This window comes from Streptomyces sp. NPDC000941 (genome assembly GCF_053599555.1).
Map to the genome: position 1 here is coordinate 1 of NZ_JBSFMM010000232.1, position 17,152 is coordinate 17,152.

The 17,152-nt window shown below is 71.4% G+C and carries 21 protein-coding genes; 9 read left to right on the top strand and 12 right to left on the bottom strand.

Annotation, left to right across the window (positions count from 1 at the left end; translation table 11 throughout):
* A partial coding sequence (locus ACWDSL_RS44240) for a serine/threonine-protein kinase (protein ID WP_450494205.1) occupies positions 1 to 1,321 on the bottom strand: 1,321 nt, incomplete at its 3' end.
* A 239-nt stretch (positions 1,322 to 1,560) separates the two neighbouring features.
* Here ACWDSL_RS44240 and ACWDSL_RS44245 point away from each other — a divergent pair.
* From ACWDSL_RS44245 to ACWDSL_RS44270, 6 genes are all read left to right on the top strand, one after another.
* A complete protein-coding gene (locus ACWDSL_RS44245) occupies positions 1,561 to 2,958 on the top strand; it encodes an aminotransferase class III-fold pyridoxal phosphate-dependent enzyme (RefSeq protein WP_450494207.1) in 1,398 nt (465 codons plus the stop codon).
* A gap of 141 nt (positions 2,959 to 3,099) precedes the next feature.
* Positions 3,100 to 3,792 (top strand): GntR family transcriptional regulator, encoded by a 693-nt coding sequence (locus ACWDSL_RS44250; protein ID WP_450494209.1) that lies wholly within the window; start codon positions 3,100 to 3,102, stop codon positions 3,790 to 3,792.
* Positions 3,793 to 3,863: 71 nt separating this feature from the next.
* On the top strand, positions 3,864 to 6,482 hold the full coding sequence (locus ACWDSL_RS44255) for a glycosyltransferase (RefSeq protein WP_450494211.1): 2,619 nt from the start codon (positions 3,864 to 3,866) through the stop codon (positions 6,480 to 6,482).
* Positions 6,479 to 7,045 carry a SigE family RNA polymerase sigma factor gene (locus ACWDSL_RS44260; protein ID WP_450494212.1) on the top strand — a complete coding sequence of 189 codons (567 nt, stop codon included), beginning with the start codon at positions 6,479 to 6,481 and terminating at the stop codon, positions 7,043 to 7,045. Before ACWDSL_RS44255 ends, ACWDSL_RS44260 begins: the two co-directional genes overlap by 4 nt.
* Positions 7,046 to 7,050: 5 nt before the next feature.
* The gene (locus tag ACWDSL_RS44265; protein ID WP_450494214.1) at positions 7,051 to 7,584 is read left to right on the top strand and encodes a hypothetical protein; all 534 of its coding nucleotides are present in this window, start codon (positions 7,051 to 7,053) and stop codon (positions 7,582 to 7,584) included.
* 81 nt (positions 7,585 to 7,665) lie between these two features.
* The gene (locus ACWDSL_RS44270) at positions 7,666 to 8,316 is read left to right on the top strand and encodes a hypothetical protein (RefSeq protein ID WP_014178278.1); all 651 of its coding nucleotides are present in this window, start codon (positions 7,666 to 7,668) and stop codon (positions 8,314 to 8,316) included.
* Positions 8,317 to 8,373: 57 nt separating this feature from the next.
* Here ACWDSL_RS44270 and ACWDSL_RS44275 read toward each other — a convergent pair whose 3' ends face one another.
* From ACWDSL_RS44275 to ACWDSL_RS44285, 3 genes are all read right to left on the bottom strand, one after another.
* Positions 8,374 to 8,682, bottom strand: a complete 309-nt coding sequence (locus ACWDSL_RS44275; RefSeq protein WP_450494215.1) for a hypothetical protein — start codon at positions 8,680 to 8,682, stop codon at positions 8,374 to 8,376.
* 11 nt (positions 8,683 to 8,693) lie between these two features.
* Entirely contained in the window at positions 8,694 to 8,999 is a 306-nt protein-coding gene (locus ACWDSL_RS44280; RefSeq protein ID WP_450494217.1) for a hypothetical protein, read from the bottom strand.
* A gap of 66 nt (positions 9,000 to 9,065) precedes the next feature.
* Positions 9,066 to 9,437, bottom strand: a complete 372-nt coding sequence (locus ACWDSL_RS44285; RefSeq protein WP_450494219.1) for a hypothetical protein — start codon at positions 9,435 to 9,437, stop codon at positions 9,066 to 9,068.
* A 160-nt stretch (positions 9,438 to 9,597) separates the two neighbouring features.
* Here ACWDSL_RS44285 and ACWDSL_RS44290 point away from each other — a divergent pair, with 160 nt between their 5' ends.
* Positions 9,598 to 10,152 (top strand): GNAT family N-acetyltransferase, encoded by a 555-nt coding sequence (locus ACWDSL_RS44290; RefSeq protein ID WP_450494220.1) that lies wholly within the window; start codon positions 9,598 to 9,600, stop codon positions 10,150 to 10,152.
* Positions 10,149 to 10,676, top strand: a complete 528-nt coding sequence (locus tag ACWDSL_RS44295; protein ID WP_450494222.1) for a hypothetical protein — start codon at positions 10,149 to 10,151, stop codon at positions 10,674 to 10,676. The genes ACWDSL_RS44290 and ACWDSL_RS44295 overlap by 4 nt, the downstream gene beginning before the upstream one ends.
* A 40-nt stretch (positions 10,677 to 10,716) precedes the next feature.
* On the opposite strand, the gene ACWDSL_RS44300 is transcribed toward ACWDSL_RS44295, so the two are convergent.
* The 5 genes from ACWDSL_RS44300 to ACWDSL_RS44320 all read right to left on the bottom strand — a co-directional run bounded on the left by ACWDSL_RS44300 (position 10,717) and on the right by ACWDSL_RS44320 (position 13,816).
* Entirely contained in the window at positions 10,717 to 11,448 is a 732-nt protein-coding gene (locus ACWDSL_RS44300; RefSeq protein WP_450494223.1) for an SLATT domain-containing protein, read from the bottom strand.
* 163 nt (positions 11,449 to 11,611) lie between these two features.
* Positions 11,612 to 11,806, bottom strand: coding sequence for a hypothetical protein (locus tag ACWDSL_RS44305; protein WP_450494224.1), 195 nt, complete (start codon positions 11,804 to 11,806; stop codon positions 11,612 to 11,614).
* Positions 11,807 to 11,853: 47 nt separating this feature from the next.
* Positions 11,854 to 12,330, bottom strand: coding sequence for a GNAT family N-acetyltransferase (locus ACWDSL_RS44310; RefSeq protein ID WP_450494226.1), 477 nt, complete (start codon positions 12,328 to 12,330; stop codon positions 11,854 to 11,856).
* A complete protein-coding gene (locus tag ACWDSL_RS44315) occupies positions 12,330 to 12,935 on the bottom strand; it encodes a DinB family protein (protein ID WP_450494228.1) in 606 nt (201 codons plus the stop codon). Before ACWDSL_RS44315 ends, ACWDSL_RS44310 begins: the two co-directional genes overlap by 1 nt.
* 149 nt (positions 12,936 to 13,084) lie before the next feature.
* Complete coding sequence (locus ACWDSL_RS44320; protein WP_450494230.1) at positions 13,085 to 13,816, bottom strand: TioE family transcriptional regulator; 732 nt, start codon at positions 13,814 to 13,816, stop codon at positions 13,085 to 13,087.
* A 58-nt stretch (positions 13,817 to 13,874) separates the two neighbouring features.
* Between ACWDSL_RS44320 and ACWDSL_RS44325 the strand changes: the two genes are divergently transcribed.
* Positions 13,875 to 15,080 (top strand): erythromycin esterase family protein, encoded by a 1,206-nt coding sequence (locus ACWDSL_RS44325; protein WP_450494231.1) that lies wholly within the window; start codon positions 13,875 to 13,877, stop codon positions 15,078 to 15,080.
* Here ACWDSL_RS44325 and ACWDSL_RS44330 read toward each other — a convergent pair.
* The 3 genes from ACWDSL_RS44330 to ACWDSL_RS44340 are packed head-to-tail and all read right to left on the bottom strand — an operon-like array spanning position 15,055 to position 16,791.
* Positions 15,055 to 15,861, bottom strand: a complete 807-nt coding sequence (locus tag ACWDSL_RS44330) for an NAD(P)-binding domain-containing protein (RefSeq protein WP_450494232.1) — start codon at positions 15,859 to 15,861, stop codon at positions 15,055 to 15,057. The genes ACWDSL_RS44325 and ACWDSL_RS44330 overlap by 26 nt on opposite strands.
* Before the next feature lie 18 nt (positions 15,862 to 15,879).
* Complete coding sequence (locus tag ACWDSL_RS44335) at positions 15,880 to 16,374, bottom strand: cupin domain-containing protein (RefSeq protein WP_450494234.1); 495 nt, start codon at positions 16,372 to 16,374, stop codon at positions 15,880 to 15,882.
* A 45-nt stretch (positions 16,375 to 16,419) separates the two neighbouring features.
* The gene (locus ACWDSL_RS44340) at positions 16,420 to 16,791 is read right to left on the bottom strand and encodes a DUF4267 domain-containing protein (RefSeq protein WP_450494236.1); all 372 of its coding nucleotides are present in this window, start codon (positions 16,789 to 16,791) and stop codon (positions 16,420 to 16,422) included.
* Positions 16,792 to 17,152: the final 361 nt, after the last annotated feature.

A 17,152-nucleotide genomic window follows, 5' to 3' on the forward strand; every position in this document is an offset into this window, starting at 1 on the left:
CCGGCGAGCGGGTCAAGGAATTGCAGCTCGGACACCCCCGCATCACCACTGCCCGCGGGCCGGCAGCCGCCTGTGGCGGTGCGGCGGGCGGCTGCGGCGCCTGCGGCGTCTGGGCCGCGGCGGCGGGCGCCACGGGCCCCACCGGCGGTGCGGCGGGGATGGCGGGCGGAACGGCCGGAGGCGTGGCCGGGGGAGCGGCCAGAGGCGTGGTGGGGGCCGTCTGCGGCGGCGGGTTGGTCGGCGGCGGGGGCGTCGGCGGCTCCGCGGGCGCCAGCGGGTACGACGTGGCCGTCGGCGGTGTCGTCGGGGGCGCCGGGACGGTCGGCTTGGCCGGCGGGAAGGCGGGCGGGCCGACGGGCGGCGTGGTCGGCGGCGCGGGCACACCGTGCGCCGGCGGCGCGGCCGGGGTCTCCGCGTCCAGGAGCTGTACGGCGTGCCGCCCGAGCTGGGCGACGAGGCTGCCCGGCAGCCAGGGCTCGTCGGCGCCCTCCGCCTCGTCCCCGGTCTGGGGCTCGGCCGTACGGGCCAGCAGCTGCTCCAGGTTCGGCCGGGCGGCCGGGTCCTTGTTCAGACAGTCGATGACCAGGTCCCGCAGCCCCTCGGGCAGCCCGTCCAGGTCGGGCTCCTCCTGGGCGATGCGGTACATCACCGCGTGCACCCCGCTGTCGGAGGTGCCGAACGGCTGGCGACCGATCGCCGCGAACGCGAGCACCGACCCGAGGCAGAAGATATCGCTGGCCGGGGTGACCCGCTCGCCGCGCACCTGCTCGGGGGACATGAAGCCCGGCGAGCCGACCACGGCGCCGCTGCGGGTGAGGATGCCGTCGGTGACGGTCTCCAGGGCGCGCGCGATGCCGAAGTCGATGACGCGCGGCCCGTCGATCGTGATCAGGACGTTGGAGGGTTTGAGGTCGCGGTGGATCAGGTTGACGCCGTGGATGGCCTGCAGCGCCTTGGTGAGTCCATGGCCCAGGATGCGCACCGACCGCTCGGGCAGGGCACCCGATTCGGACACGATCGCGTGCAGGGACGGCCCGGCGATATAGCCCGTGGCGACCCAGGGAGTGGCGGCCTCGGTGTCCGCGTCGAGTACGGGCGCGGTCCACTCACCCCCGACCCGCTGCGCGGCCCGCACCTCCTGCTTGAAACGACGCCGGAATTCGGCCTGTTGGGCGAGTTCGGTCTGTACGAGTTTCACCGCGACTGTACGGCCGCGCGGTGAATGGGCGAGGAACACCCGTCCCATACCGCCCGCCCCCAGCCGGCGGATCAACCGGTACTCGCCGATCCAACGAGGGTCCTCGGGCCCCAGGTCTTCCATGCGTCGCTGTCCTTCCCCTGTTCCCTGATCAGCCCCTGTGATCAGCCCCTGCGATCAGCCTCTGGCCAGAGAATAAAGGGGGCTGAGAGTGAAGTGGACGACGCATGGGATCTGTTACCGGTTCCGTATCTGGCCGTGTCGATTCTCCGGTGCCGCGCAGGTGCCGCGCCCGGGCCGCCGATCCGTACTCTGGGCGCGACAGACCCGCGAGCGATCCCGAGCGATCAGAGGTACCGAACGTGGCCGCACAGCCCGCGCACTCCGCCCCCACCCCAGGCCCCGTGCCCGACCCCGCCACCGGTGCCGCCGTCAAGGCGGCGGACCGGGCGCATGTCTTCCACTCGTGGTCGGCCCAGGGGCTCATCGACCCCCTCGCCGTCGCGGGCGCCGAGGGCTCGTACTTCTGGGACTACGACGGAAACCGCTACCTCGACTTCTCCAGCCAGCTGGTCAACACCAACATCGGCCATCAGCACCCCAAGGTCGTCGCCGCCATCCAGGAACAGGCCGCCAGGCTGTGCACGTTCGCGCCGGGTTTCGCCGTGGACGTACGGTCCGAGGCGGCGCGGCTGGTCGCCGAGCGCACACCCGGCGACCTGGACAAGATCTTCTTCACCAACGGCGGCGCCGAGGCCGTCGAGCACGCCGTCCGCATGGCCCGGCTGCACACCGGCCGCACCAAGGTGCTCTCCACCTACCGCTCGTACCACGGCGCCACCGCCGCCGCGATCAACCTGACCGGCGATCCGCGCCGCTGGGCCTCGGACACCGCCTCGGCCGGCGTCGTCCACTTCTGGGGGCCGTTCCTCTACCGCTCGCCCTTCCACGCCACCGACGAGCGGCAGGAGTGCGAGCGCGCCCTCGCGCATCTGGAGCAGACCATCGCCTTCGAGGGCCCGCAGTCCATCGCCGCGATCATCCTGGAGACCGTCCCCGGGACCGCGGGGATCATGGTGCCGCCGCCCGGCTATCTGGCCGGGGTCCGCGAGATCTGCGACCGCTACGGCATCGTCTTCATCCTCGACGAGGTCATGGCGGGCTTCGGCCGCACCGGCCACTGGTTCGCCGCCGACCACTTCGGCGTCACCCCGGACCTGCTGACCTTCGCCAAGGGCGTCAACTCCGGCTATGTCCCGCTCGGCGGGGTCGCGATCAGCGCCGCCATCGCCGCCGACTTCGACCAGCGGCCCTACCCCGGCGGCCTCACCTACTCCGGCCACCCGCTGGCCTGCGCCTCCGCCGTCGCCACGATCAACGCGATGGCGGAGGAGGGCATCGTGGCGAACGCCGCCGCGATCGGGGCGGAGATCATCGGCCCGGGGCTGCGCGAGATCGCCGAGCGCCACGCCTGTGTGGGCGAGGTCCGCGGCCTGGGCGTGTTCTGGGCGGTCGAACTGGTGAAGGACAAGGCCACCCGCGAGCCCCTGGTCCCGTACAACGCGACCGGCCCGGCCAATCGGCCCATGGCCGACTTCGCGGCGGCCTGCAAGCGCGGCGGTCTGTGGCCGTTCGTGAACATGAACCGCACGCATGTGGTCCCGCCGTGCACCATCACCGAGGCCGAGGCCAAGGAGGGTCTTGCCATCCTGGACGAGGCCCTGTCCGCGGCCGACGCCCACACCATGCCGCGCCCGTAGGCTCAGATGGAGATCAAATAACGGTGTAGACCGCTTCACCCGCGCACTCTTCGCGTACTTCGCGCAACGCCCTCGCATATCGTGATGCGAGGGCCGTCCGAATCCGTACGACACGACGGCCGCGGAAGGAGACGGTCCTCGATGCCCGTGCCCGGCACCAGCCCGGTGAAGCGCAATACGCTGCGGCAGCAGATCGCCGACGCGCTGTGTGACGAGGTGCTGGCGGGCCGGCTTCCGGCCGGGCGGCAGTTCACGGTCAAGGAGATGGCGGACCAGTACGGGGTCTCCGCCACCCCGGTGCGCGAGGCCCTGCTCGATCTGTGCGCCCAGGGGCTGCTGGACGTCGAGGAGCACCGTGGCTTCAGGGTCCACGAGTTCACCTTCGAGGACTTCCGGCACATGATCAACGCCCGCAACATGGTGGTCGAGGGGCTTTTCCGGCACTCCGTCGAGGAGACCCTGCGCACCATGACCCCGCAGGCGCTGGCCTCGGTGCGGCGCCGGGCGGAGGAGGCCGAGCGGGCCGCGCGCTCCGGCGACCTCGACATACTGATCGGCTACGACCTGCGCTTCTGGCGTGAGCTCTGCGGGCTCGTCGGCAATCCGTACATCCTCGACTTCCTCCAACGGCTGCGGGTGCAGTCCTGGGTCTTCACGGTGCCGTATCTGCGGCGCGTACCGGATCTGCGCGGGCGGCTGTGGGCCGGGCACTGCGAGCTCACCGCGGCCGTCACCCGCGGCGACGCCGAGACCTCCGAGCGGCTGATAACCGCGTACAACGCGCACTCCGTCGCCCTGATCGAGCGCCTGGTCACCGGGGACGAGAAGGACTGAACCACCCCACCCGCACGGTGATGTGACGCAGAACACACAACCTGTCGGGGGTCCGCGGCGGTCACCCTCATGTGCTGCACACTCCGCCCGCCCGGTCCCTGGCCCTCCGGCCCGCGACCGGCACCGGCATCGACACCGACACCGTCGATCTGACCGTTGTCGTGCCCGCGTACAACGAGGAGCACCGGCTGCCCCGGACCCTCGACGCGATCTGCCGCTATCTGCGCTCCTCGCCCGGCCGCCACGCCGACTGGGAGCTGATCGTCGTCGACGACGGGTCGAGCGACGCCACCGCGGCCGTCGTCCGTGACGCGGCCAGGGCCGAGCCGCGTATCCGGCTGCTGACCCCGCCGCCCTCGTCGGTCGGGTGCCCGCGAAACCACGGCAAGGGCCATGCGCTGCGGCTGGGCGTGCTCGCCTCGCGCGGGCGCCGGGTGCTGCTGACCGACGCCGACCTCGCCACCCCCATCGAGGAGTTGCCGGCGCTGCATGACCGGCTCGACGCGGGCTTCGCCGCCGCGATCGGCTCCCGCGCGCATCCCGACGCGCTGATCGAGGTCGACCAGCACCCGCTGCGGCGGCTGGCGGGCCGCGCGGGAAACCGCGTGATACGCGCGGTCGTCCTGCCCGGCGTCGGCGACACCCAGTGCGGCTTCAAACTCTTCGACGGCGACCGGGCGCGCGCCGCCTTCGGGCGGTCACGGCTCGACGGATGGGGCATCGACGTGGAGATCCTGCGCGCCTTCCGCCGCGCGGACTGGCCGGTCGCCGAGGTGCCGGTGCGCTGGGCGCACCAGGCGGGCTCCAAGATCCGTCCGCTGGACTACGGCCGGGTGCTGCTTGAGCTGCTGCGGCTGTGGCGGCGGGGCGTACGGGAGCGGCTGCGCGCGGGCGACATGGCCGTGCTCCTCGGCTATCTGCTGCTGTCGGTGCTGCTCTACAAGGGGCTGTGGGCGGACGTCGGCCACCGCTATCTGGTCGACAGCGGGCAGGACCAGAACCAGTGGGAGTGGTTCTTCGCGGTCACCGCCGACAAGATCTTCGGGGGATCCGGGCTCGGCGACCCGTTCTTCACCGAGCTGCAGAACACCCCGCTCGGGGTCAACCTGATGGCCAACACCGCCATGCTCGGCCTCGGCGTCCCGCTCGCACCCGTCACCGCGCTCTTCGGCCCGGGGGCGACCTGGGCGCTGGTGCTGACCTGTGGGCTGGCCGGGACCGCGGGCGCCTGGTACTGGCTGCTGCGCAAGCGGTTCGTACGGGCGCGCCGGGCCGCCGCGCTCGGCGGCGCCCTGTGCGCCTTCGCCCCGCCGATGATCTCCCACGCCAACGCGCACCCCAACTTCGCGGTGCTGTTCATGATGCCGCTGATCATCGACCGGCTGCTGCGGCTGTGCGCGGGCGCCCGCGTCAGACGCGACGGGATCGTCCTCGGCCTCTTCCTCACCTACCAGGTCTTCCTCGGCGAGGAGGCGCTGCTGCTCGCCGCCGTGGGCCTGGTCCTCTTCGCGGCCGGCTACACGGCCGTACGCCCGGCCGAGGCGCGCGCGGCGGTGCGCCCGCTGGCCCGGGGGCTGGCCTTCGCCGCCGCGGTGTGCGTACCGCTGCTCGCGTATCCGCTGCTGTGGCAGTTCTTCGGCGCGCAGAGCTATCACAGCGTGCTGCACGGTCCGGTCGGCAACTCACCGCGTGCGTTCTGGGAGTTCGCGGGCCGCTCGCTGGCCGGGCGCGAGGCCACCGCCGACGCGCTGGCGATCAACCGCACCGAGCAGAACGCCTTCTTCGGCTGGCCGCTGCTCGTCCTGACCGCCGCCGTGGTGGTGTGGCTGTGGCGGGATCCGCGGGTGCGGGCGCTCGGGTGGGTGGCGTTCGCGGCATCCGTGCTCTCCCTCGGGCGTACGATCCCCGTGCCCTGGACGGGGATCGTGCTGCCGGGGCCGTGGCGGGCGCTCGCCGATCAGCCGCTGTTCGAGTCGGTCATCGAGTCGCGGGTGGCGATGGCGGCGGTGCCCGCGCTCGGCATCCTGCTGGCCCTGGCCTGCGACCAACTGTGCGCGCTGGCGCGGGAGCCGGGCGCGCTGGCGCGGGAGCCGGGAGCGGGGGCGCGGGAGCCGGGCGCGGGGGCGCCGGGCACCGACAAGGCCGGTGGGCCGGGCGGCATCGACTGGGCGCTGCGGATCGCCGGATGGGCCGCCGTCACCGCCGCCCTGCTGCCCCTCGCGCCCACGCCGTTCACCACCGCCGACCGCGTCCCCGTCCCGTCCTTCATCGCGGACGGCACCTGGCGCGCCCACGTTCCCAAGGGCCACTCCCTCGTCCCCGTACCGCTGCCCAGCCCCGGAAACGCCGAGCCCCTGCACTGGCAGACCGCCGCCGGACTCGGTTTCCCGCTCCCCGGCGGCTACTTCAACGGCCCCGGCGGCCCCGACCGGAGGGGCATCTACGGCCCGCAATACCGCTACACCTCCGCCCTCCTGGAGGAGGTCCACCGCACCGGACGGGTCCCGCACATCGGCCAGAAGCAGCGCCGCGCCGTCCGCGCGGACCTCGAATTCTGGCGCGCGGGCGCGGTTGTGCTGGCCCCGCAACCGGGGGACGAGGCGCTGCGTGTCACCTTGGAGCGGCTGTTGGGGTGGCAGGGGGAGTGGATCGGGGGCGTGTGGGTGTGGGAAGTGCACGGAGGGACATGAGCCGGACGGCCGGAGACAGGGCTTCCGGGGACAGGGCGGAGGCCGAAGGGGCGTACACCGCGTACGTCTCCACACGGCTGCCCGCGCTCCGCCGCATCGCGCATCTGCTCTGCAAGGACCCGCACCGCGCCGACGACGTCGTCCAAACCGCCCTGACCAAGCTGTACGTCCACTGGAACCGCGCCCGCGCCGCAGACGACCTGGACCGCTACGTCCACACGATCCTCGTCCGCTGCTTCCTCAACGAGCAGCGCCTCGGCTGGGCCCGGGTCGTCCGGCTCTCGGGCGCGCCGCACGAGACGCCGGGGCTGCCGCCCGTCGCGGGCGTACCGGACATCGAGACGCGCACGGTCGTGCACACCGCGCTCTCACGCATCCCGGCGCGCCAACGCGCCGTGCTGGTGCTGCGCTTCCTGTGCGATCTGCCGGTGGCCGAGGTGGCGGCGGTCCTCGGCTGTTCCGAGGGGAATGTGAAGAGCCAGACCGCCCGGGGCCTGGCCCGGCTGCGCGCCCAACTCGGCGGTCAGCCGATTGTTCCGATGCCACCTGTGGGGAAGGAGTAGCCGCCATGCGGGACGACGAGCTGGAACGGGAGGCCGCACGGCTGCTCTCCCCGCTGCGCGGTCTTGAACCGGGCCCAGCGGCGCCGGGGGTGGACGTGTCCCGGGCCGTACGGCACGGCCGGCGGCGGGTGCGGGCGCGCCGGGCGGCGCTGCCCGTGGCCGCGGGGCTGGTCGTCGCGCTGGTGGCCGTGGCGCTGGCCCTGGCCGTACAGGTGCTGCCCGGCCGCGGCGCCCCGCCCGCGGGCCCGGGCCCGACCCGCACCGTGCCGACGACGACCTTGGAGCAGAGCCCGACGCCGTCGCCCACGGAGCCCACCGGGCCCACGGGGAGATCGTCCGCGTCGCCGAGCGGATCGCCGAGCGGATCGGAGTACATGCCGACCACGGGGCCGCCGAGCGGATCGCCCACCGGGTCGCCGGACGCCCCGACGGATACGTCGGGCACGCCGTCGGGCACGCAGTCAGGCTCGGACAGGGGCGCATTCACGTCACCGGCGAGCCCGTCCGGGACGACATTCGCCACCACCGCGCCCCCCTGACGTACAGGGCCCTTCGCGCGGCGTACGGGGAGCATTACGCTGGGCCGACCATCGACCGTACGGATACGAGAGTGAGATCGCGTGGCATGTGACCTCTGGCTGGTCCCCCTCGTCGATGTGCTGTGTCACAGCCCCGACAACCCCTTCGCGGAGGAGATCGCCGCGTACGACAAGGCGCTCGGTGACGCCGGACTGCCGCCCGTGCCCGTCTTCGGCTATATGCCGGGCCTGTCCGGGGACGTCGCCCCGGTCGCGGCCTTCGACTACGACGCCCTGCACTTGCTGCGCCGCGCCTATCTGCTGCAGGTCTGCGGGCTGGCCGTCACGCCGGTGGACGAACTCGGCGGGGACTACGAACAGTTGCTGGAGATGTTCGAGCCCACGGCCCAGCAGTCGCATCTGGTGTGGCACTACGACCACGCCGGCGCCTATGTCCCCGTCGACTTCGAACGCCCGCTGTCCAACGACGAACTCCTCGAAGGCGGTGGCCCCCTGGGGTCGAGCCACGGCCTGCTGAGAGAGCTGGAGACGGTCGCCCCGGCCCTCGGTATCGACCCCGCCAACCCCCCGGCCACCCCCGCACCCCCGGCCCGCCCCACCACCCTGGAGGAACCGGCGGCGCCGATCCCGTACGAGGACAGTCCCTTCGCCCGTGAGCGCCATGTCTGGCTGGGCCTGCACGCGGCGGCGACACGCAGCCTGGGCCAGGGCTCGATGATCGTCTTCAGCTAGGCCCACCCGTCCCCGTGCCGGTCCCGCCCACCGGCGGACCGGCACGGAGATGCGGGCCTATTGCCAGTAGCACTCATCGATCACGATCTGCGGGTCGGTGGTGCGGGGTGCAAAGTGGTATCGGAGCCAGCCGCGCCCGTGGTCGAAGTAGAGGACGTGTTCGCCGCTGGGGCGGGTGGACTGGACGGGCTCGACGCTCATTCCAGCAGGTAGGTCGCGGTCGGCGTCGATGCCCCGGAAGTACGGGTCCGTCGCGGTGACGAGTTCGGCACGGGCGGCGTCGACCCAGGCGCGGGCCTCCACAGGGAGGGCGATGCGGTTGTGCTCCGCTTCCTTGGTCCAGTCGGCTTGCCAGGGTGGCCCCATGAATTCGCTTGTCACTGGCCGGGTTCCGCCTTCGCGGCTTCACGGCGGAGCCGTCCGGCCTCTTCGATCATGGCCTTGGCGCGGGCGTAGTCGGGTTCCTGTGCGGCCTCGTCCTCCAGGCGGTGAACTTCGGCCTCAAGGCTGGGGTTGCGGGCCAGTGCGTACTCGCCCCACCAGCGGGCCATGAAGGCGGGGACGGGGGCGAGGTCGTAGGTGTCCATGATGTCCCGGCGCCAGTGTCGTTCGAAGTCGACGAGGAGCTTCGGGGTGTGCTGGGCGATGGCGGCACGGAGCGCTTTGGGCGTCTTCTCGGGCATGGGGGGGACGGTGGCCCCTGTGATGCCGGCGGTCGTCATGAGCGGCAGGTTCCTTCGGCGGCGCGGTCAGGCTGCCGCTAGCTTCATCTGATCGGCGAGGACGTTCTCATCGTCGCTGGCCGATGGCTTTGTGTCGTCGTCCGTGTCGGAGTTCTCGGTGAACGACTTCTCGGCTCGTTGGATGCTGCGGTCTCGCATCCGGTACAGGTTGCTGTTGTCTTCGTAGCCGAAGAGAAGCTGAAGGCGCTTCACCCGGCCGTAAGGGAGCTTTTCGCCGGTGGGTGGCGTCATGGCTGCGCGGACATCGTCGTCCAGCTGCTCGCGTAGCTCGGCCAGCTTCCTTTCCGCGTCCGCAATGGCCTTCCTGGTGGCCTCTACGCGCTTCAAGTCGGGGTGCCGGTAGTCGGGGTGCGCGGCAGGGTCCTTCTTTTCTCTCATGTGTCAAAGAGTGGCATCCAAGACCGCTGATCACAAGACGACTGACACTGACACTGCTGTGTTGCACTCAGTAGTAATGTCGAGGGTCAGGGCCGAAGACCGCGTGCTGGGTCGCTTTATTCGATCGCTCCGCGCTCGTTCGTTCCTTTACGGTTACGCGATGTCCGAGCTGCGTACCGACCGTCTTGTGCTCCGCGGGTGGCGGGAATCCGACCTCGCGCCGTGGGCCGCCATGAACGCCGATCCCGAAGTCCGCGAGTACTTCCCGGGCACCCTCACCCGGGAGCAGAGCGACGCGTCGGTGGCCGACTTCCAGGCCGACCTCGACCAGCGGGGCTGGGGGTGGTGGGCAGTGGAGGTGAAGGCCACCGGCGCGTTCATCGGGTTCACGGGGCTCGATCCGGTGGACGAGGACACGCCGTTCACCGGAGTGGAGGTCGGCTGGCGGCTGGCCCGCCCGCACTGGGGGCACGGCTACGCCACCGAGGCCGCCCTCGCGGCGCTGGACCACGGCTTCGAAAGCGTCGGCCTCGCCGAAATCCTCGCGATCACGACGGCCACCAACCTCCGTTCGCAGGCGGTGATGCGCCGTATCGGCATGACCCGCGACCCGGCCGACGACTTCGACGACATGACCGTGCCCGAGGGTCCGCTGCGCCGGAGCGTGGTGTACCGGCTCCAGGGCGACGATCACCGGTCGTCGGTGCGCGGTTGAGCATCGGCGCGCCGGTGCGCGCGGAGCTGGCGCGGCATGACTGGGCGGCGCTGAGATGCGGCTGCGGTGAGTCCGCGGAACATGTGCCGTTGATGTTCGAGGCGATCCTCACCGCCGGGACACCGCAGGACATGCTCGGGTACACCCTCGACAACCACCTCGAGCTCGGCACCAACCTCTTCGAGGCAGCCGTGCCCGCCGTCGGCGTGATCCTGGCCGCGCTGGCGGGCGAGCCGTCCTCGCTCGCCCGACGCCACCTCCTGGACACGCTGTGCCATCTGGTCAGCGGTGACTCACATGCCACCGAACAGGCGCTGGGGCGGACGCGTCTGGGCGACGAGTGCCGGGCCCGGGCGCGCGAGGGTTACTGGCTGATCGCGCGGATCGGACTCACGGGCAGCGCGGACGACGCCGAGACGGCGGCGGACATCTGCGAGCTCATCGACCTGGACGACGAGCGGTCCGGCTACTACCAGGACCTGCTGCGCGAGCGCGTGAGCGCGAAAACCGAGCGCCGACGGTAGGGCTGAGAGTAGGGCCCAGCCCTAGCGCGGCGGCTCCGCCCTAGCGCGGCGGCTCCGGCGGGCGCTGGCGTGGCATGTTGGGGCGGGCGGCGGGCGGCATCGGGAGACGGTTCGCGGGGCCTCCGCCCTCCGGGCGGGGGCCCTGGGCCACCAGGGCCTGGGTGAACAGGGGCGCCGAGCCGGAGCCGAAGTCCACCATCCAGCCCGCGGTTTCGGTCCGTACGAGTTCCGACACGTCCTCACAGAAGCGGCGCAGCACGGCCAGGCAGCGCTCCACGGCCTCGGCCGCGGTGCCCTCGGTCGGGCCGAGCACTTCGCGTACGCTCTCCGACGCCCAGTCGAACTGCAGCACCTCCAGCCGCCGCTGTACGGCCTGTGCGGTCGCCACGTCCCGCATCCACCCCGACGTCAGCCCGAAGAACCGGTCGCACGCCACGCACGCGGCGGCGATCAGCAGCACCAGACAGCCCCAGGCCGCCCCGTCGCCCAGCACCCCGTTCAGATCCAGCAGCGGCAGCGACGCCCCCACGACCCCCAGCACCGCGGCCCCCACGCGCAGCGCCCGCGCGGTCCGCCGCTTCCACACCCGGTCCGCGAGATACCACTCCGCGACCTGCAGCGCGCCTTCCTCAACCCACCGGTACAGCTCGTCAAGGTGCTCGGCGGGCTCGCCCCAGTCGCCGTGCGGGAAGGGCCGACCGAGCAGGTCCCCCTGCTTCTTCGCGCCCTCCTGCCGAGGAAGCCCCTCGGGTTGCATCTCCGGCTGACTCACCCGTGGCACTCCCTCTGCGCTGCATGTACTCGCTGCGTCTCTCTTGGCGCGCGGCTGATGCGCAACCACCTTACCTACCGCCGAACGGCTGGCCACACGGCCGAGATCGCAAGATAACCGCCCGTACGACATGCGTCATCCGATAAAAAGCCCGTCCGCCACCTCACCCGAAAGGGTGCCAGAGGCGACCGGCGGCGGCCTCACCCCAGCGACCGGCCGCCCAGGTGTGGCTGGCGCCCTTGCGGGGATTGCCGCCCATGACGCCGTGGATCGCCTCGGCGACCTCAGGCGACATGGCTGCGCTCTCCGCGTCCAGCCATGCGACGAGGCGCCGGACGGTGTCCCAGGTGTGTTCCATGGCGGGCGAAGGTACCGGGGCAGCCGCTCAGGGTCAGCCGCTCGAGGTCAGCCGCTCAAGGTCAGCAGCACTTCCTCGATCTCCTCGCCCCGTGCGTTCGCGAAACCGCGCTCCCTGCCGGTCAGCACGAATCCGCACTTCTCCAGGACCCGGATGGAGCCGCCGTTGTCCGCCGCCGCCCGGGCGTGCAGCGGGCGCTCCGGCACGATGGCGAGCAGCTCTCGCAGGGCGGCGGTAGCCGCTCCACGACCCCAGTGCTCCCGTCCGATCCAATACGTGACCTCGCGCTCCCCGGGCGGGCCGAACACGGCGGCGTGCCCGACGATCTCACCGCTCTCGCCGACGACGGTGCGCAGCACGACCGCCGGGGCCTGGCGGATCCGGGCCCAGTGGGCGTCGAAAGCGGCGCGATCCGAGGGGTCCTTGGCGGTGAAGGCCGCCATGTGAATCCCCTCGGGCTCAGCGCTCTGAGCCCAGAAGACGGAGAGGTCACTGTCTCTCACGTCCCGCAGGGTTATCCGCATCAGGGCATCTCCTTCTGGTCGCGGCCGACTTCCCGGGCCACACGCTCCAGCCGGCCCCGGTACTCCTCCCACCACGACTGCTCGCCCGGCGGCATGTTCTCGTTGCCTGCCCGCAGCCCGACGGACCCGTCTATGAGCTCCCGGACGATATCGGCGTGCCCGGCGTGCCGCTGAAGGTCGGCTATCACATGCACAAGGATCTGGTGCAGCGTCACCTCGCGCCACTCCTCCGGCCACCAGGGCACCTGACCGCCGGCGTCGAGCGGTAGCACCTCGATCGTGGCGTCCGCGTGGGTCCAGACGCGCTGGTACAGCCCGACGATGTCCTCGCGCGACTCGTCGGCGGTCGCCCACATGTCCGCGTTGGGCTCGGCGTCCTCCGCCATCCAGGGCAGCGGCTCGTCGTACGGCCGCCCGAAGACATCGCCGAAGTAACCCACTTCCACTCCGGCGGAGTGCTTGACCAGCCCCAGGAGGTTGGTGCCCGTCGGCGTCAGCGGGCGGCGGATGTCGTACTCCGAGAGTCCGTCGAGCTTCCACAGCAGGGCTTCGCGGGCGCTGCCCAGGTAGCGGCGGAGCTGGGTCTTCGCATTCGATTCCGGCATGGTGGGCAGTGTCGCAGGCGGCACTGACAGCGCGGGTTCTCCGACCGTCGACCGACGTCCTGTCGACTGACGACCGACATCTCATCGGCCGGCGACCGACGTCTTATCGGCCGGCGACCGACATCTCATCGGCCGGCGACCGACACGTGTCATCCGCGTTCGCACAGGTACGCCTCCAGCTCGGCCGCCCCGGCCAGCATCGCCCGCCCGCGGGCGGACAGCCGGCCGTGCCAGTCGCGCAGCGCGGCCTCCAGCGGCTCCAGCCCACCGGCCGCCCGGACCTGGGCGATCAGCGGGGCGATCTGCTCCAGCAGGTAGCCGCCGCGCCTGAGCTGGTGGGTGAGGCGGGCGTCCCGTACGGCGGCCTCGTCGTAGACGCGGTACCCGGTCAGCGGGTCGCGGGGCGGGCGGACCAGCCCGGCGCGCTCCCATTTGCGCAGCGTCGCGGGCCGGAGGCCGAGTTCTTCGGCCAGCGGCCCGATGAACGTGCCACCGGGCCCGGACGCCGTCGGGTCGGGTGTGGGCGTCGTGGGCGCCAGGTCGCGGAGGGCGCTCTCCACGGCCTGGAGGGTCCGCCGGTCGTCGAGCAGTTGGGCGTGGCTCTCGTCGATGAGGCGGAACGCCTCGTCGACCGCGCCCTCGTTCACCGCCCGCATGATCGACGTCGCCGTGTGGTGGCCGTGACCGGGCACCAGGGCGAGGAACGCGTCCAGGGCCCGCGCGTGCAGCGGCGTGTAAGTGCGGTAGCCGTGGGGTGTGCGATCGGCGGCCGGGAGGATGCCGGCCTCCTCGTAGTTTCTGATCGCCTGCGTGGACAGACCGTGCCCGCGTGCCAGGTCAACGGGCCTGAGCCGTTCGCCGTTTTGAAGGTTTCGTCCCATGGGCCTGCCGATATCGCGGAAAAGTTTCAACCGGAAGTTCAACGATACCGTTTAAGTCATGGCTACCGACATCAAGGACACCACCCATGCCGTCGAGGCCGAAGCCGTCATGAGGCTGTTTCCGGCCCGGCCCCGGCTGCTCGCCCTGGGCGAGCCCACCCACGGCGAGGACACGCTGCTCGATGTGCGCAACGATCTCTTTCGCCAACTCGTCGAGCGGGAGGGCTACCGGACGATCGCGATCGAGAGCGACTGCATGATGGGCCTGGTCGTGGACGACTACGTCACCTTCGGCACGGGCACCCTCGACGACGTCATGGAGCACGGATTCAGTCACGGCTGGGGTGCGTCCGCGGCCAATCGCGAACTCGTCCGCTGGATACGGGAGTACAACGACGGCCGGCCCGAGCCCGAGCGGCTGCGCTTCGCCGGTATCGACGGCCCGCTGGAGACCAGCGGCGCCGCGAGCCCCCGGCAGGCCCTCACCGCACTCCACGACTACCTCACGGCCCACGTGGCCGCGGATCTGCTCCCCTGCACCGCGGAAACCCTCGACCGTCTGCTCGGCGCCGACGACCAGTGGACCAATCCCGACGCGATGATGGATCCGGCCCAGTCCGTGGGGCAGTCGGCCGAGGCGAGGGAGTTGCGGCTGCTCGCCGACGATCTGGTGGCGCTGTTCGACGAGCAGATGCCGCACCTGATCACGGCGACCTCGCGGGAGGCCTGGGACCGGGCCCGCCTGTACGGGCGCGCCGCCACCGGTCTGCTGCGCTACCACTACTGGATGGCCGACACCTCATCGGCCCGTATGACCCGGCTGTGCGCGCTGCGGGACCGGATGATGGCCGACAACCTCCTCGCCGTCGTCGAACGGGGCCCGGTACTCATCCACGCCCACAACTCCCATCTCCAGCGGGAGAAGAGCACGATGCAGATGTGGCAGGGGCCGGTGGAGTGGTGGAGCGCCGGTGCGCTGGTGAGCGCCCAACTGGCCGAGGGGTACGCCTTCGTGGCCACGGCGCTCGGCACGATCCGGCATCAGGGTGTGGACACCCCGCCCCCGGACACCCTCGAAGGCCTCCTCTACGCCCTCCCGGAGGACCGCTACCTCATCGACACGCCCCGGCTGGCCGCTTCCCTCGCCGACCCGCGGCCCGCCGCCCGCGTCTCCCCCTGGTTCGGCTACGCCCCCCTCGACCCGGCCCGCCTGGCCGATTACGACGGGATCGTGTTCGTCAAGGACGTCCCCTCAGATCGCTGAGGAGGTCGAGAAGGTCATCGAGGGCCTTGTTGAGGGCTTCGGAGTTGGCAGGGGTGAACCACGTGGTGCGGATGCGTTCGTTGCTTCCGTTCGGGGTCTCGTGGTCGGCCGCGAGCCGGCGCAGGGAGCGGGTCTCGTCGCTCAGCGAGCGGCCGACCCCCTGGAAGAGGCCGCGAATGTAGCGGTCCGCGTCGTCGGGGGCGATGCCGTGGCCGGCGGCCCACGACGTGAGTGCGGCGAGGTACGCGTAGTGGGTCGTCAGCGTTCCCGTCAGCGCGGAGAACACGTTGAAGGCCGCCTCGTCCGCGACCGGGAGCGCCCCGCCCAGGTCCTCGAAGAGGGAATCCACCACCGGGTGCGACGGGTACGTCACCGTGACGGAGCGGCGTTCGCGTATGGCGGGCAGGGGGATGGCGCGTACGAGCGGGGCGTCGGTGGCCAGTGTCCGGCGCAGGTCGTCGTTGCCGACGCCGGCCATGACGTTGACCACGATCTTGTCGTCGGCCACCCGCAGGCCGGCGAGTGCTTCGTGCCGGTCCTGGCCGCGTACGGCGATGAGCACGATCTCGGAGCGGTCCACCACCTGCTGGTTGTCGGCGCACACCCGCACGCCCTTGTAGCGCTCGGACAGCTCCGCGGCCGTACGGGCTCCCCGGGGCGAGAGGAACACCTCCGGCGGCCCGTCGGCCACCTCCGCCCCGTCGCACAGGCCCGTCACGATGGCCCGGCCGATCTCGCCCACTCCGATGATGCCGATGCGCTTCACTGTGTCCGCCTCCATGCTGGGTGTGGTGTTCGCTCAGGGTCGAGCCTGGTCCCAGGGGGCGCTGGTGCGGAAGTAGGTGTCGTAGAGCTCCTGGACCTCCAGCAGGCTCTCCGGCGGCACCTTCCCGTAAGCGATGCGCTCCAGGTGGCGGAAGTACTCGAACCGCTCGACGCCGGGGGTGATGACGATGAGGATGTCGGCGTTGTGCCCCGGTGCGGCGGCGAAGGCGTGTGCGAGGCCGGGCGGGACGATGACCAGATCGCCGCGTTCGGCGGTCACGACCTGCTCGCCGGACAGCAGTTGCGCGGTGCCGTCCAGCAGGTAGAACAACTCGGCCGAATTGGCGTGGTGATGCGGCCTGGCACCGTCCGCGCCGTCGGTGAGCGTGACCCGCTGAGTGGACAGCGCGCCGCCGGTCGAGCCGCTGTCGGCCAGCAGCTTGATGGTGGTCGGGGCCTGGCCGATCACCTCGGCCTCGGCGTCGCGGACGATCACGGACTCGTTGAATTCCGGCACGATCAGAGACATTTGCGCAGCTCCCTTTGGGCGATGGGTTCCGAGACGTTCTGAGGTTCAGACGGCGAAGAGGAGGGCGGCGCTGATGAGGACGACCACGGCGGTGGCGAAGTGGATGCCGAAGGCCGCCGCCTTGGTACCGCCGTTGCGCAGGACGATGAGGGTGTCGCCGAGCGGGGTGAGTGCGACGGCCAGCATGTACCAGCCCACGGCGTGGGCGTCCGCGAAGGCGAGCAGGGCGAGGCCGATCACGCCCGAAGTGAGGTCGCGCAGGCCCTTGACCGTGAGGTAGGCGGCGTCTCCGTGCGGCTTGGCGGGTACGCCGAAGCCGGTTGCGGCGGCCTGGGGGCTCACCAGGAACCGGACGCCGATGAAGACGACGAAGAGGGTGAGGAAGACGGCCAGTCCGTAGGCGATGGGCGTGAGCATGATCTCTCCCGTTTACTAGCGGCGCTAGGAATATGGTCGACGCTACCAGGTCGACGACAGTAAATCTAGCGCCGCTAGTAACTGGAGGTGGAGTGATCAGCGTCCGTCGTCCGCGCGCAGCTGTTGACGACGGACGGTGGGGACAGTGGGGACGGTGGGGTGGCGGCTTGCCGGTGGCAGGCCGCCCTGGGCCGCTGCTACGACGGTTCGGGAGCTTCCCAGCGGGTGACCGAGAAGGTCACCGAGGCAGGGCAGTGCCTGTGCGGCGTCTCGCGGTATTCGGCTCGGGCGGGTGCGGGTTTCGTCTCGGACCCTGCGGGTCCAAAGCGCCGGCAGCGGGAAGGAAGAGGGCGGCCGACCC

What these genes read in the sequence shown, in the direction of transcription:
- ACWDSL_RS44320 (WP_450494230.1), bottom strand. Translation starts at nt 13,816, where the DNA reads ATGGGACGAAACCTTCAAAACGGCGAACGGCTCAGGCCCGTTGACCTG.
- ACWDSL_RS44335 (WP_450494234.1), bottom strand. Translation starts at nt 16,374, where the DNA reads ATGTCTCTGATCGTGCCGGAATTCAACGAGTCCGTGATCGTCCGCGAC.
- ACWDSL_RS44305 (WP_450494224.1), bottom strand. Translation starts at nt 11,806, where the DNA reads ATGGAACACACCTGGGACACCGTCCGGCGCCTCGTCGCATGGCTGGAC.
- ACWDSL_RS44330 (WP_450494232.1), bottom strand. Translation starts at nt 15,861, where the DNA reads ATGGAGGCGGACACAGTGAAGCGCATCGGCATCATCGGAGTGGGCGAG.
- ACWDSL_RS44285 (WP_450494219.1), bottom strand. Translation starts at nt 9,437, where the DNA reads ATGAGAGAAAAGAAGGACCCTGCCGCGCACCCCGACTACCGGCACCCC.
- ACWDSL_RS44275 (WP_450494215.1), bottom strand. Translation starts at nt 8,682, where the DNA reads ATGGGGCCACCCTGGCAAGCCGACTGGACCAAGGAAGCGGAGCACAAC.
- ACWDSL_RS44325 (WP_450494231.1), top strand. Translation starts at nt 13,875, where the DNA reads ATGGCTACCGACATCAAGGACACCACCCATGCCGTCGAGGCCGAAGCC.
- ACWDSL_RS44290 (WP_450494220.1), top strand. Translation starts at nt 9,598, where the DNA reads ATGTCCGAGCTGCGTACCGACCGTCTTGTGCTCCGCGGGTGGCGGGAA.
- ACWDSL_RS44280 (WP_450494217.1), bottom strand. Translation starts at nt 8,999, where the DNA reads ATGCCCGAGAAGACGCCCAAAGCGCTCCGTGCCGCCATCGCCCAGCAC.
- ACWDSL_RS44315 (WP_450494228.1), bottom strand. Translation starts at nt 12,935, where the DNA reads ATGCCGGAATCGAATGCGAAGACCCAGCTCCGCCGCTACCTGGGCAGC.
- ACWDSL_RS44310 (WP_450494226.1), bottom strand. Translation starts at nt 12,330, where the DNA reads ATGCGGATAACCCTGCGGGACGTGAGAGACAGTGACCTCTCCGTCTTC.
- ACWDSL_RS44260 (WP_450494212.1), top strand. Translation starts at nt 6,479, where the DNA reads ATGAGCCGGACGGCCGGAGACAGGGCTTCCGGGGACAGGGCGGAGGCC.
- ACWDSL_RS44340 (WP_450494236.1), bottom strand. Translation starts at nt 16,791, where the DNA reads ATGCTCACGCCCATCGCCTACGGACTGGCCGTCTTCCTCACCCTCTTC.
- ACWDSL_RS44265 (WP_450494214.1), top strand. Translation starts at nt 7,051, where the DNA reads ATGCGGGACGACGAGCTGGAACGGGAGGCCGCACGGCTGCTCTCCCCG.
- ACWDSL_RS44250 (WP_450494209.1), top strand. Translation starts at nt 3,100, where the DNA reads ATGCCCGTGCCCGGCACCAGCCCGGTGAAGCGCAATACGCTGCGGCAG.